Here is a 13,166-nt window from a genome sequence, read left to right as displayed (position 1 = left end):
GGTCAGGCTCCCTTCAGGCCGATGCCCAGGTAGTCGAACTCGAAGCCGTGCTCGGCGTATCCGCGTACCTTGCGGGAGATGCCGACGAGCCGGTCGGCGAACATCGGGGTCATCGCCCCACCCTTCTCGATCACCAACGTCTGTGCCTCGCCGTACAGTTCGCGCCGCTTGGTGTCGTCGAGTTCGGCGCGGGCCCGGTCGAGGACCGCGTCGAAGCCCTTGTCGGACCAGGCGGTCTCGTTGTACGAGGAGCCGCTGCGGAAGATCTGGGTGAAGAGCTGGTCGACGGGCCGGCCCGTGAACCAGTAGGTCGCCATCAGCGGCTTCTTCATCCAGATCTGTGTGTAGTAGGAGTCCGCGGAGGCCGTCTTGACCTTGATGCGGATGCCGGCCCGCTTCGCCGAGTCCTGGTAGGCGAGCGCCATCGGCGTGAACAGCGGGTCGTAGGAGGAGGTGTAGAGGTCCATCGCCAGGCCCTCGTGGCCCGCCTGCTTGAGCAGGTACTTCGCCTGCTCCGGGTCGTGCTTGGGGTGCGCGGAGATGTAGGCCGGGTCGCTGGGCGGCACCGGGTTGTCCCAGCCCGGCGTGCCCGCGCCCTGGAGGGCGACCTGTACGACGTGCTCGGGGTCGTAGGCGAGCTTCATCGCCTGGCGGACGCGGACGTCGGTGAAGGGCTTCTCGGTGGTGAGCATCGGGAGGACGTACCACTGGGCGTTCTTCACGCGGGCGATGGTCGCGCGGTCCGAGGCGGCGACCACGCGGGCGGTCGCGAAGTCGAGGTTGGTCTGGGAGAGGAGGTCAACCTGCCCTGCCAGCAAGGCGTTCGAGCGGGCCGACATGTCGGCGACCGAGTAGAAGGCGATCGCGTCGAGGACGGGGCGGCCCGCCCAGTGGTCCGTGTACGCGGTGACGCGGCCGGGGCCCGCCGGGGCGAACGACTCCAGCTTGAAGGGGCCGGTGCCGATGCCGGTGCGGCCGACGGACTTCGCGCTGCCGTCGGGGATGACGTAGCAGTTGTAGTGCGTCAGCAGGCTGGGGAACTCGGCGTTCGGGGTCTTGAGGGGGACGACGAGGGTGTGGGCGTCGGGCGTGCCCAGCTTCGCCGGGTCGATGAGCGGGGCGAGGACGGCGGCCTGCGGGGACGCTGTCGCCTTGTCGAGGATGTGGCGCAGGGAGTAGGCGGCGTCCGCGGAGGTGAAGGCGCGGCCGTTGTGGAAGGTGACGCCCTTGCGGAGGTGGAAGGTCCAGGTGCGGGCCTTGGCGTCGGGCTCCCAGGACTCGGCGAGGTCGGGGGCGAGCTCGCCGTTCGAGCCGATGCGGACGAGCCGGTTGTAGAGGGCGCCCAGGTACTCGTACGCGGACAGCGAGCTGGCCGGGTCGAGGGTCTCGGCGTCGGAGGCGGGCGGCCGGGCGATGCGCAGGGTGCCGCCGCGGTCGGGGGCGCCCTTCGCGGCGGCGGCCGGCAGGACGGGGGCGGCCTCCGCCCCGGCACAGCCGGTCAGCAGCCAGGACCCGCCGAGTGCCGCCGCCGAGGCGAGGCCCGCGGTGAGCACCGACCGGCGGCCCGGGTGGTGGATGTCGGACATGTACCGACCGTCCTTGTCGCTATTCGTTCAGCTATTCGTTCAGCGGAACGATTGAGTGAAGTGCGTGAACGATAACGAGGGGATGGTTTCCCGCCAACCCTTTGGGCGCGGAAATTAACGTCCGAAACGCACTGGTTACCGGGAGGCGTCGCGCAGGGGTCGCTCAGCCGGTGGTCTCGCGGGCCCAGGGCAGCAGTGCCCGCTCCGCGAGGACGACCGCGTAGAAGAGCAGCACACTCATGGCGCTGAGCAGGGCCATCGCGGCGAACGCGAGAGGCGTGTCGGCGTTGCCGCCGGAGGCCACGATGACGTAGCCGAGTCCCTGGTCGCCGCCCGCGAACTCACCGACGACCGCGCCCACGACGGCGAGGGTGACGCCGAGGCGCAGGCCGGTGAAGACCTGCGGCAGGGCCCAGGGGATGCGGAGCTTGCGGTAGGTCTGCCAGCGGGACGCGGTGAGGGAGTGGGCCAGCTCGGTCAGTTCCAGGGGGACGGACGTCAGTCCCGCCATCGTCGACACCACCACCGGGAACCAGGCGAGCAGCGCCACCATGAACACCTTCGGGGCCGCGCCGAAGCCGAGCCACACCACGAGGAGCGGTGCCACCGCGATCTTCGGTACGGCGTTCACGGCGACCAGCAGCGGCATCACCGCACGCTCCACGCCCCGGGACGCGGTGAGCAGCACGGCGGTCACGAGTCCCGCGCCGACGGCCAGGCCGAAACCGACGGCCGTCTCGGTGAACGTCTGCCAGGTCTGGCGGAGCAGATAGCCGGGCAGCCGGGTGAAGGCGTCGACGACGTCGGGGGGCGCGGGCAGCAGGAAGGGACGGATGTCGAAGACGTCGGTCGCCAGCCACCACGCGGCGAGCGCGCATACGGCCGCGAGGACCGGCGAGCCCGCCGACAGGAGGCGTCTCGCGCCGGGGATCCGCGCTGCCGGGACGGGTCTCCCGCCGGGAGGCTGCGCTGCCGGAACGCGTTCCGCAGCAGGGGGCTGTGCCTCCGGAACCCGTTTCACGCCAGGGGCTCGCTCCCCCGGAACCCCTTTCGCCCCGGAGGCCCGCGCTGCCGGCGCGTGTCTCAGACCGGAGGCCCGCGCTGCCCGAACGCGTTTCACACCGAGGGCCTGCGGCCGATGGTCGAGTAGGTGAAGTGGCCGCGCACCAGCAGCCGGGGGTCGGCCACCAGCCGGTCCAGCTCGGCGAGTTGGGTCTCCGTCAGGCCGGCCGCGAGGAAGTCCTCGCGTGCCTGCGCGATGTTCGCGGCGATCAGCAGCGCGCCCGCGGTGCCGCCCGGCCAGGAGCGGGAGTGGATCGCGGTGTCCACGTCGGTCAGGCCGGCCTCCAGCATGGCGGCGGGCACCCGTCCGGCCCAGGTGGGGTCGTTGCCGTGGGCGGGCAGGACGCGTTCGACGAGCAACTCGTGGTAGAGGTCGACCAGTTGGGCAGCCTGCGGGGTGGGGGCCGCGAGGACCAGCTTGCGGAAGGTCGTCTCGAAGTCCTCCAGCACCAGCGCGCCGCCGGGCGCGAGGGCTGCCGCGAGCCTCCGGAGCACGGCCTCCCGCCCGGGCAGGTGCAGCAGCACCAGCCGGGCGTGGATCACGTCCCAGGGTCCGTCCGGCACCGGGTCCTTCTCCAGGTCGTGCACCAGCACGTCGTACGGCGGATTCGGCGGCAGATGGCGGGTGTTGACGTCGGTGGCCAGCACCCGGCCGGAAGGTCCGGTCGCGCGGGCGAGCCAGTCGGCGACGCTGCCGCCCCCGGCGCCGGTCTCCAGGCAGCGCAGGCCGCTCAGGTCACCCAGGGAGGAGAGTCGTGCGATCGTGAACTCGTCGAGGATCGCGGGGAGTTGACCGTGTCGGTCGGCGGCCTCGGGATGGTCGTTGTCGAAGACGTACGAGAGCGGGGTCTCCACGGCCGTCAACTCGACTTCATGGCGGCGAAGTCGACGACGTCCTGCGGTGTCGTCCCCGGCTGGATGACCCCGGCCTTCTCCAGGCTGGTGAGAGCGCCCTGCATCCGCGCCTCGGTGATCACACCGATGTTCGCGGTGCCCTCGGCCGTGACCGCGGGTGTCATCAGCTTGATCTCCTGGGTGGCCGCCGCGGCATCCGTCTCCGGGTGCTTGGCGTGCAGCAACTTCCCTGCCTCGTCGGGGTGTTGGATCGTGTACTTCAGCCCCTTGAGCAGGGCGGTGCGGAAGCGCTTGACCAGGTCCGGCTGCTTGGTGGCGATGGTGGCCGTGGTGACCGTCGCGTTGCCGAACAGGTCGGGCAGATAGGTGCTGTAGGGGAACACGACGACGTGCTTCGACCTGGCCTGCACGGTGGCCTTCTCGATGGTGGGGCGGCCGATCAGGAACGTGCTGAGCGCGTCGGCCTTTCCGCTCGCGAGGGCCGGGCCCAGCTGGACGGGCTGGACGGCGATCCAGTGGATTCCGGCGGTGTCGATGCCGGCCAGCTTGGCGTAGCCGGGGAACAGCAGCTGGTTCACGGAGTTGGCGGCGGCGGCGATCTTCTTGCCGGTGAGGTCCTTGGGGCTGCTGATGCCCGAGCCCTGCACCGCCATGATGGAGACGAGAGTGCGCTGGTGGATGGCGAGCACCGCGCGGAAGTCGCGATAGGCCGTGGAGTTCTTGGCTCCGGCGGAAATCATCGCGCCCGTCAGGTCGAGACTGGTGAACTGGGCTTTCCCGGAGGCTAGGGTCTTGAGGTTCTCGCCGGTCGCCTTTCCTAGTTCGATCTGCACGTCGATTCCGGCCTGCCGGAAATAGCCCTTCTGCTCGGCCACCCAGGCGAAGGCGTCCCGTCCCGCCGCGCCGAACGCGGTGACGTAGGTGACCTTGTCCTTGGCCGAACTCGTGCTCTTCGAAGGCGAGTTGGAGCCACAGGCAGCGGCGGCCAGCAGTGTGGCCGCCGCGCAGAAAACCGTCGCCGTACGGGGTGAGCGGATCATGCGACCTCCCCTGAGCGGGAATGGGGGGGGGAACGGCAGAAGTCGGTGGGGGGTTTGTCGCCGGGGTCGCGATCCGGCAAATCGTACGCGTGCATGTCACAATCCAGCAGAGCGATTTTCGGTATTCCGCGCACGGCGGCCGACGGGAGTCGACGCGTGATCCAATTACGGGGCGTGTCCAAGGAGTTCGCGCATCGGCGCGGCCGTGTCGAAGCGCTTCAGGGCATCGATCTGGAGGCCGGTGACGGTGAGTTCGTGGCGGTCGTCGGGCGTTCCGGCTGCGGGAAGTCGACGCTGCTGCGGCTGATCGCCGGACTGGCGGTGCCGACCCGGGGCGAGGTCCTCATGGGCGGCCGTGCCGTCACCGGGCCGCGCCCCGACTGCGCCGTCCTCTTCCAGCGGCCGGCGCTGCTGCCGTGGCGGTCGGTGCTGGACAATGTGCTGCTGCCTGCGGAGATCTCGGGCGACCGGCGCGACGGCTCGCGGAAACGGGCGCTGGGACTGATCGAGGCGATGGGCCTCGACGGCTTCCAGCGGCGCCTGCCGCACGAGCTGTCCGGCGGGATGCAGCAGCGGGTGGCGCTGTGCCGGTCGCTGATGCAGCGGCCCCGGGTGCTGCTGATGGACGAGCCGTTCTCGGCGCTCGACGCGCTCACCCGGGACGAGTTGTGCGCCGAGTTGCAGCGCACGCACCGCGAGCATCCGTCCACCGTCGTCCTCGTCACCCACTCCGTCGACGAGGCGGTCATGCTGGCCGACCGGGTGGTGGTGCTCACGCCCCGCCCCGGCCGGATCCGTACGGTCCTCGACATCACGCTCCCCCGGCCGCGCACCCGCGCCAGGGCCGAGCAGGCGGAGCAACTGGCCCGGCGGGCCGCCGAGTTGCACGCGCTGCTGCTGGACAGCGACACCTGAGGCCCAGCCCCATCGTCAACTGCCGTCCCTCCACGCCCTGTTGACATCACACAGCGGGCGCCTAGCGTGTCCAGCGCACAGCATGTCGCACGACCTTCGGGATTTCGAACCGGAGTGGAGCGGTGGAGGGACACCACCGCCCGACTCCCACCTCCTCGACATGCGAAGGACATTGGTGATGACCCCACCCCTGGGCAGACGTCAGTTGCTCGCGGCCGCAGGTGCCACCTCGGCCGCCCTCACCCTCACCGGCACGGACGGCACGGCGTACGCTGCCACGGACCGCGCCGCCGACGGACCCACCGCGGTCCGCCCCTTCCCGCTCACCGCCGTGACCCTGCTGGACAGCCCGTTCCGGGACAACCAGCGCCGCAACTCGGCCTATCTGCGCTTCGTCGACCTCGACCGGCTGCTGCACACCTTCCGCACCAACGTCCGCCTGCCCAGCAGCGCGCAGCCCTGCGGCGGCTGGGAGGGGCCCGACGTGGAACTGCGCGGCCACTCCACCGGCCATCTGCTCTCCGGACTCGCGCTCGCGTACGCCAACACCGGTGACACGGTCCTGCGCGACAAGGGCCGGACCCTCGTCGCCGAACTGGCGAAGTGTCAGGCGGCCTCGCCCGCCGCCGGTTTCCGCACCGGCTATCTGTCCGCGTTCCCCGAGAGTTTCTTCGACCGGCTGGAGGCCGGGACCGGGGTGTGGGCGCCGTACTACACGATCCACAAGATCATGGCGGGGCTGGTCGAGCAGTACCGGCTGACCGGGAACGAGCAGGCCCTCGACGTGGTGCTGCGGCAGGCGCGCTGGGTCGACGCGCGCACCGCGGGGCTGTCGTACGAGCAGATGCAGCGGGTGCTGGAGACCGAGTTCGGCGGGATGAACGACGTGCTCGCCGATCTGCACGCCCTCACCGGGAACACCGCCTGGCTCGATGTCGCCGAACGCTTCACCCACGCCCGGGTGTTCGACCCGCTGGCACTGGGCGAGGACCGGCTCGCCGGGCTGCACGCCAACACGCAGATCCCGAAGATGGTCGGCGCGCTGCGGCTGTGGGAGGAGGGGCTGCCCGAGCGGTACCGCACGATCGCCGCGAACTTCTGGGAGATCGTCACCGGCCACCACACGTACGTCATCGGCGGCAACAGCAACGGCGAGGCCTTCCACGAACCGGACGTCGTGGCAGGGCAGTTGTCGGACAACACCTGCGAGAACTGCAACAGCTACAACATGCTGAAGCTGACCCGGCTGCTGCACTTCCACACCCCGGACCGCGTCGAGCTGCTCGACTTCTACGAACGGGCCCTGTTCAACCAGCTGTTGGGCGAGCAGGACCCGGACTCCGAGCACGGCTTCAACATCTACTACACCGGCCTGGCGCCGGGCTCGTTCAAGCGCCAGCCGTCCTTCATGGGCGCGGATCCGGACGTGTACTCCACGGACTACGACAACTTCTCCTGCGACCACGGCACCGGCATGGAGACCCAGGCCAAGTTCGCCGACACGATCTACACGCACGACGAACACGCCCTGCTGGTCAACCTGTTCGTGCCGTCCCAGGTCGTCTGGCGCGAGCGGGGCATCACCTGGCGGCAGACCACCGGCTTCCCCGACCGCTCCACCACCACCCTGACGGTCACCGCAGGGCGGGCCTCACACCGGCTGCGCGTCCGTGTCCCGTCCTGGGCCTCCGGCGCCCGCGCCGCCCTCAACGGCCATGCGCTGCCCGACCGTCCGAAGCCGGGCAGCTGGCTCACCCTGGAGCGGACCTGGCGCGCGGGCGACCGGGTCGAGGTGTCCCTGCCGATGCGTACGGTCGTGGAGCCGACCCCCGACGACCCCGATGTACAGGCCGTGCTGCACGGTCCGGTGGTGCTGGCCGGCACGTTCGGCGACCGGGCCGATCCCTGGCTTTCACGCCTGGACGTCGACTCCGTACGGCAGTTGTCGTCGGACCCGCTGCGCTTCACCGCCCGCGCGGACGACACGGACGTGACCCTGCTGCCGATCGCCCGCGTCCACCACCAGCACTACTCGGTGTACTGGCTGACCGGCGAACCCCCGCCCCCTCCCCCGGAGTTCGCCGCCTGGCACCGCTTCGACGAGACCTCGGGCACGGCCGCGTCCGACGCGACGGGCAACGGCCGTACGGCCCAACTGGTCGGCGGAGCGGAATGGTTGGCGGACGGCAGGATCGGTGGCGCGGTCGCCCTGGACGGCGTCGACGGTCATGTCGCCCTCGCCGAGGACCTGTTGGCGGGTGCGTCGGCGTACTCGCTCGCCACGTGGGTCCGGCTGGACGGTCGGCCCGGCACCTGGAGCCGGATCTTCGACCTCGGTACCGGCGTCACCGCCAACATGTTCCTGACCCCGCTGAGCGGTGACGGCACCCTGCGGTACGCGATCACCGCGGGCGGGGCGGGCGCCGAGCAGCGCATCGACGCCGAGCCGCTGCCGACCGACCGCTGGGTGCACGTGGCGGTGGCCTACGGCGACGGGACCGCCGTCCTGTACGTGGACGGCGCGGAAGCCGGCCGGAAAGCGGCCGTCACCGTGGAGCCGCGCCGCTTCGGCAACCACGTCCGGGCCGGATACATCGGCCGGTCGCAGTACGCCGACCCGTACCTGAAGGGCGCGGTCGACGGCTTCCGGGTCTACGGCAGGGCGCTGAGCGCCGCCGAGGTGGCGACGCTGGCGCGACCGACGTAGCCGTAGCCGGGTCACTCCCCCGCGAAGGCCTTCTCCAGCGCGGCGAGGTCGAACTTGCCCATCGCCATGAAGGACTCCGTCGCACGGGCGACCTTCGCGGGGTCCGGGTCGGTGATCATGTCGATCAGCCGGGTGGGGACGACCTGCCAGGACAGGCCGTACTTGTCCTTGAGCCAGCCGCACGGGCCGGGCTCGCCGCCGCCTTCGAGCAGCTTGGCCCAGTAGTAGTCGATGTCCTCCTGGTTCTCGCACGGGATCTGGAAGGAGACCGCCTCGGTGAACTTGAACATCGGGCCGCCGTTCAGCGCGACGAACTTCTGCCCGAAGGCCGTGAACTCGACGGTGAGCACCGAGCCCGCCGGCTGCTGGGCACCCTCGCCGTAGTGGCTGATACGGCCGATGCTGGAGTTCTTGAAGATCGACACGTACAGGTGGGCGGCTTCCTCGGCCTGGCCGTCGAACCAGAGACATGTGGTGAATCCGTCGGTGGTCATGCGTTCCTCCATGGGCTCCTGGGGCGTCGAACACGGTCATCTGTATCGACCGATCGTCACCCCGAAACTCATCGGTCGGGCGGCCGGATAATCCAGGTGGCCCATCCGCCGCCCGGAACTAGGCTCGCTCTCCATGACGTATCCGCAGGCAGACAGCGTCCACCCGTTCCGTATCGACATCCCGCAGGCCGACCTCGACGATCTGCACGCCCGGCTCGACCGCGTCCGCTGGCCCGACGAGCTGCCCGGCACGGGCTGGGCGTACGGCGTGCCGGCGGACTATCTGCGGGAGCTGGTGCGGTACTGGCGGCACGAGTACGACTGGCGGGCGGCCGAGGCCGAGCTGAACGCATGGCCGCAGTTCACGACCACCATCGACGGGTCGAACGTCCACTTCGCGCACATCCGCTCCCCGGAACCGGACGCCACCCCGCTGATCATCACCCACGGCTGGCCGGGTTCGATCGTCGAATTCGTCGACATCGTGGGCCTGTTGACCGATCCGGCGGCCCACGGCGGCGACCCGGCCGACGCCTTCCACGTGGTCGTGCCGAGCATCCCGGGCTTCGGCCTGTCCGGGCCCCCGGCCGACACCGGCTGGGAGGCGGGCCGCATCGCCGACGCCTGGGCCGAGCTGATGCACCGCCTCGGCTACGAGCGGTTCGGCGCGCAGGGCGGCGACTGGGGCGCGGCGATCTCCCGCGAGCTGGGCCGCGCCCACCCCGACCGGGTCGTCGGCGTCCACCTCAACCTGCTGCCGGGCGCCCAGGCCCTCACCGAGCCCACCCCCGAGGAGTTGGACGCGCTCGACCCGGAGGAGCGGGCGGACGCCCTGGAGTCCTGGCGCCGCTGGACCGCCTGGTCGCGCGAGGGCACCGGGTACGCCGTCCTGCACTCCACCCGCCCGCAGACCCTGGCGTACGCCCTCGCGGACTCGCCGGTCGGTCAACTCGCCTGGATCGTCGAGAAGTTCAGGGAGTGGACCGACTCGGAGGAACTGCCCGAGGAGGCCGTGGACCGGGACCGGCTGCTCACCGACGTGATGCTGTACTGGCTGACGGGGACCGCCGGTTCGGCCGCCCGGATCTACTACGAGCGGGCCCACTCCACCGGCGCCCGGGCCGCCGCGCCCACCCTCCCGTCCACCGCCCCCACCGCGCTCGCCCTCTTCCCGGCCGAGATCCAGATCCCGCTCCGGCACAAGGCCGAGCGCACCGACAACATCGTCCGCTGGACCAAGCTCGACCGGGGCGGCCACTTCGCCGCCATGGAGGAGCCGGACCTGCTGGCCGAGGACGTACGGGCCTTCTTCCGGCAGCTGCGCGAAAAGGGCTCGGAGTGAGCGGAGGGTGGGACCGGCCGGCGGCTCTGCCCACGGCGAATCTGCTACGAGCCTAGAAACCCGCAGTTCGGGCGCCTACCGGCCGACAGTGGAGACACCACAGAGCCTCGACAAGGAGTGCCGATGTCTTCACTCACGGCCGGCTTCGCACCGGCCCTCATGCCGCGCGCCGAGGAGGGCGACACCCCGCCCTCCCGCTTCGACGACCACCTGGCCGCACAGCTCCTCGCCCAGCGGATCGTCCTCCTCGGCACCCAGGTCGACGAGGTCTCCGCGAACCGGGTCTGCGCCCAGCTCCTGATCCTGTCCGCGGAGGACCCGCGCACGGACATCAGCCTGTACGTCAACAGCCCCGGCGGCTCGGTGACGGCGGGCCTCGCGATCTACGACACGATGCAGCTGATCCCGAACGACGTCTCGACGCTGGCGATGGGCTTCGCGGCGAGCATGGGCCAGTTCCTGCTGACCGTCGGCACACCCGGCAAGCGCTACGCCCTTCCCCACGCGCGGGTCATGATGCACCAGCCGTCGGCCGGCATCGGCGGCACCACCGCCGACATCGAGATCCAGGCGGAGAACCTGGAGCACACGAAGAAGACCATCGAACGCCTCACCGCCGAGCACACCGGGCAGAGCGAGGAGACCATCTCCCGCGACGGCGACCGCGACCGCTGGTTCACGGCCGAACAGGCCAAGGAGTACGGCATGGTGGACCGGGTCGTCGCCTCCCTGGCCGACGTCCGCCCGGCCGCCTCCAAGCGACGGATGGGGCTCTGACATGGGGACATACACGATTCCGAACGTCGTCGAGCGCACTCCGCAGGGTGAACGCTCCTACGACGTGTTCAGCAGGCTGCTGTCCGAGCGGATCATCTTCCTCGGCACCGAGATCGACGACGGGGTGGCCAATGTCGTCATCGCGCAACTCCTCCATCTGGAGTCGTCGTCCCCGGAGAGCGAGATCGCGATCTACATCAACTCGCCCGGCGGCTCGTTCACTTCGCTCATGGCGATCTACGACACCATGACGTACGTGCAGGCCCCCATCTCGACGTTCTGCGTCGGTCAGGCGGCTTCGACGGCGGCCGTACTCCTCGCGGGCGGCGACCCGGGACGGCGGTTCGTGCTGGAGCACGCGCGTGTGCTGCTCGGCCAGCCGGCCAGCGGCGGACAGCGCGGCATGGTCTCCGATCTCGCGCTCCAGGCCAAGGAGATGGTGCGGATCCGCTCCCAGGTGGAGGAGGTGCTGTCGCGGCACACGCACCACGACATCCCGACACTGCGCGCCGACATGGACCGCGACAAGGTGTTCACCGCGCCGGAGGCCGTGGCGTACGGCCTCGCCGACGAGGTGGTCAGCCGACGCCTCGTCGCGGTCTGACCGACTCCGTCAGGCGGCGACCAGGCACAGCCCGTTGTACGGCGAAGTCACCCTGCCCTGGCGCCTGTTGCGGAACTGGGTGAACTCGTTCTGCGTCAGCGACAGCAGGTCGCCGAGGTCGAGACCGAGGGCGTGGGCGGCGGCCGCGAGGACCTCCGAGGAGGCCTCCTTGCGGCCCCGCTCCACCTCCGAGAGATACGGCATGGAGATCCGGGCGGCGTCGGCCACATCCTTCAACGTGCGTTCCTGGGCGAGGCGTTCACGTCGTAGAACGTCACCTACCAGGTCACGCCACAGGGGTTCCTTGGGCGCGGGAACCGTGGGCTCCGGCAGGTGGGGGGCCGGCTCGTGCGGGCGCAGGGGGATCACGCGGGCTTGGTTCGGCGCTTGGTTGCTCACCCCCTCAGACTAAAAGCGCTGGACGCCAGGGCAAGGGATCAGCATTCTGCCCTGGGTGGAATCGGCGATCCGAAGGGTGCGGGAACAGTGCTGCGCGACACGTTCGACGGTGCGGCCGAGCGGTACGACCGGGCCCGGCCCCGGTATCCGCGCCCTCTCGTGGCGGAACTGGCCCGGCTGGCGGACCTCGGCCCGGACAGCCGGGTGCTGGAGATCGCCCCCGGGACCGGTCAACTCACGGTCCCGCTGGCCGAGTTCGGCTGTCGGCTCACCGCCGTGGAGCTGGGGCCGTCCCTGGCGGCGGTGGCGCGGCGCAACCTGAGCGCGTTCCCCCGGGTCGACGTGCAGGTGGCGGACTTCGAACGCTGGGAACTGCCGGACGAGCCCTTCGACCTGGTGGCGATCGCGACGGCGTTCCACTGGTTCGATCCCGCGATGTTCCTGGCGAAGGCGGCGTCCGCCCTGCGCCCCGGCGGGCGGCTCGCCGTCGTCACCACGCACCATGTGGCGGGCGGCACCCAGGAGTTCTTCGACCGGATGCAGCGCTGCTACGAACGCTGGGACCCGGCCACCCAGCCCGGCTTCCGGAGTCCCACCGAGGACGAAACGGCCACGGACACCGGGGAGTTCGAGCGCTCCGAGCACTTCGCGGACGTCACGGTGTGGCGCGGTGCCCAGGAGATCACGTACACGACCGACGAGTACCTCGACGTCGTGCTCACCTACTCGGGCCATCTGGCCATGGACGAGCCCTCACGTCGGGGCCTCCTGGCCTGTCTCCGGGAGCTGCTGGAGACACGGCACGGCGGCCGGATCACCAAGCGGTACTTCCACGAACTGATCACGGCCACCCGCACCGGGACCTAACCGCTCAGCTCCACCACGGCCCTGACCTGCTTGCCGACCGGTACCCGTTCTACCGTCACGCGGGCGGCCAGGGCGTTCACGATCTCCAGGCCGTGCCGGCCGATCCGCTCGGGGTCGCGGGCGAAGAGCCGGGGCAGGGCGACGCTGCTGTCGCAGACGGACACCGTCACCGACGCGTCCGTGCCCTCCAGTTCCAGGATGTACGGGCCGTTGCTGTGCCGGTCCGCGTTGGTGACCAACTCGCTCACCACCAGCAGCAGTTCGCCTTCGGACCGGTCGTCGATCGTGGCGCACCACTCCGTTCTGAGCTGCTCCAGGAACTGGTGGGTGAAATGCCGGGCATCGGAGATGCAGCCCGGTTCCCCGGTGTAGTGCGCCGCCCGCCTCAGCGGTTCCACGGGCACGTCGAAACGAGTCGGTATCACTACCCCGTCCCGGTGGTCGATCATGCGTGTCTCTCTCGAAGGCGGGCGCCGGCCTTGTTGCTGTCGCACCAGTGCTCGTACCCAGCCCCACGC

Annotated in this window: 13 protein-coding genes; 6 read left to right on the top strand and 7 right to left on the bottom strand. The window is 70.4% G+C overall.

What is annotated here, in order from left to right; genetic code table 11:
* Positions 1 to 2 precede the first annotated feature (2 nt).
* The 4 genes from SSP08S_RS18830 to SSP08S_RS18815 all read right to left on the bottom strand — a co-directional run bounded on the left by SSP08S_RS18830 (position 3) and on the right by SSP08S_RS18815 (position 4,543).
* Positions 3 to 1,586, bottom strand: coding sequence for an ABC transporter substrate-binding protein (locus SSP08S_RS18830; protein ID WP_019069167.1), 1,584 nt, complete (start codon positions 1,584 to 1,586; stop codon positions 3 to 5).
* A gap of 163 nt (positions 1,587 to 1,749) precedes the next feature.
* A complete protein-coding gene (locus SSP08S_RS18825; RefSeq protein WP_019069166.1) occupies positions 1,750 to 2,607 on the bottom strand; it encodes an ABC transporter permease in 858 nt (285 codons plus the stop codon).
* Positions 2,608 to 2,702: 95 nt separating this feature from the next.
* On the bottom strand, positions 2,703 to 3,503 hold the full coding sequence (locus SSP08S_RS18820) for a class I SAM-dependent methyltransferase (protein ID WP_245607910.1): 801 nt from the start codon (positions 3,501 to 3,503) through the stop codon (positions 2,703 to 2,705).
* A 5-nt stretch (positions 3,504 to 3,508) separates the two neighbouring features.
* Positions 3,509 to 4,543, bottom strand: coding sequence for an ABC transporter substrate-binding protein (locus SSP08S_RS18815; RefSeq protein WP_019069164.1), 1,035 nt, complete (start codon positions 4,541 to 4,543; stop codon positions 3,509 to 3,511).
* A 156-nt stretch (positions 4,544 to 4,699) separates the two neighbouring features.
* On the opposite strand from SSP08S_RS18815, the gene SSP08S_RS18810 reads away from it, so the two are divergent.
* Both SSP08S_RS18810 and SSP08S_RS18805 read left to right on the top strand, forming a co-directional pair.
* Positions 4,700 to 5,458 (top strand): ABC transporter ATP-binding protein, encoded by a 759-nt coding sequence (locus tag SSP08S_RS18810; protein ID WP_026178623.1) that lies wholly within the window; start codon positions 4,700 to 4,702, stop codon positions 5,456 to 5,458.
* Between the two features lie 178 nt (positions 5,459 to 5,636).
* On the top strand, positions 5,637 to 8,165 hold the full coding sequence (locus SSP08S_RS18805; protein WP_019069162.1) for a glycoside hydrolase family 127 protein: 2,529 nt from the start codon (positions 5,637 to 5,639) through the stop codon (positions 8,163 to 8,165).
* A gap of 11 nt (positions 8,166 to 8,176) precedes the next feature.
* Here SSP08S_RS18805 and SSP08S_RS18800 read toward each other — a convergent pair whose 3' ends face one another.
* Positions 8,177 to 8,659, bottom strand: coding sequence for a VOC family protein (locus SSP08S_RS18800; RefSeq protein ID WP_026178622.1), 483 nt, complete (start codon positions 8,657 to 8,659; stop codon positions 8,177 to 8,179).
* 133 nt (positions 8,660 to 8,792) lie between these two features.
* Here SSP08S_RS18800 and SSP08S_RS18795 point away from each other — a divergent pair, with 133 nt between their 5' ends.
* The 3 genes from SSP08S_RS18795 to SSP08S_RS18785 all read left to right on the top strand — a co-directional run bounded on the left by SSP08S_RS18795 (position 8,793) and on the right by SSP08S_RS18785 (position 11,382).
* Complete coding sequence (locus tag SSP08S_RS18795) at positions 8,793 to 10,001, top strand: epoxide hydrolase family protein (protein WP_019069160.1); 1,209 nt, start codon at positions 8,793 to 8,795, stop codon at positions 9,999 to 10,001.
* A gap of 123 nt (positions 10,002 to 10,124) precedes the next feature.
* Positions 10,125 to 10,778 (top strand): ATP-dependent Clp protease proteolytic subunit, encoded by a 654-nt coding sequence (locus tag SSP08S_RS18790; protein WP_019069159.1) that lies wholly within the window; start codon positions 10,125 to 10,127, stop codon positions 10,776 to 10,778.
* 1 nt (position 10,779) lies between these two features.
* Positions 10,780 to 11,382, top strand: coding sequence for a ClpP family protease (locus SSP08S_RS18785; RefSeq protein ID WP_019069158.1), 603 nt, complete (start codon positions 10,780 to 10,782; stop codon positions 11,380 to 11,382).
* Positions 11,383 to 11,391: 9 nt separating this feature from the next.
* On the opposite strand, the gene SSP08S_RS18780 is transcribed toward SSP08S_RS18785, so the two are convergent.
* Entirely contained in the window at positions 11,392 to 11,781 is a 390-nt protein-coding gene (locus SSP08S_RS18780; protein WP_026178621.1) for a helix-turn-helix domain-containing protein, read from the bottom strand.
* Between the two features lie 87 nt (positions 11,782 to 11,868).
* On the opposite strand from SSP08S_RS18780, the gene SSP08S_RS18775 reads away from it, so the two are divergent.
* Entirely contained in the window at positions 11,869 to 12,648 is a 780-nt protein-coding gene (locus tag SSP08S_RS18775; protein WP_019069156.1) for a class I SAM-dependent methyltransferase, read from the top strand.
* Here SSP08S_RS18775 and SSP08S_RS18770 read toward each other — a convergent pair.
* On the bottom strand, positions 12,645 to 13,097 hold the full coding sequence (locus tag SSP08S_RS18770; RefSeq protein ID WP_019069155.1) for an ATP-binding protein: 453 nt from the start codon (positions 13,095 to 13,097) through the stop codon (positions 12,645 to 12,647). The genes SSP08S_RS18775 and SSP08S_RS18770 overlap by 4 nt on opposite strands.
* Between the last annotated feature and the right edge of the window lie 69 nt (positions 13,098 to 13,166).

The organism is Streptomyces hokutonensis (assembly GCF_000376565.1).
GTDB classification, from domain to species: Bacteria; Actinomycetota; Actinomycetes; order Streptomycetales; family Streptomycetaceae; genus Streptomyces; species Streptomyces hokutonensis.
This window is presented reverse-complemented; position numbering and strand designations above follow the sequence as displayed.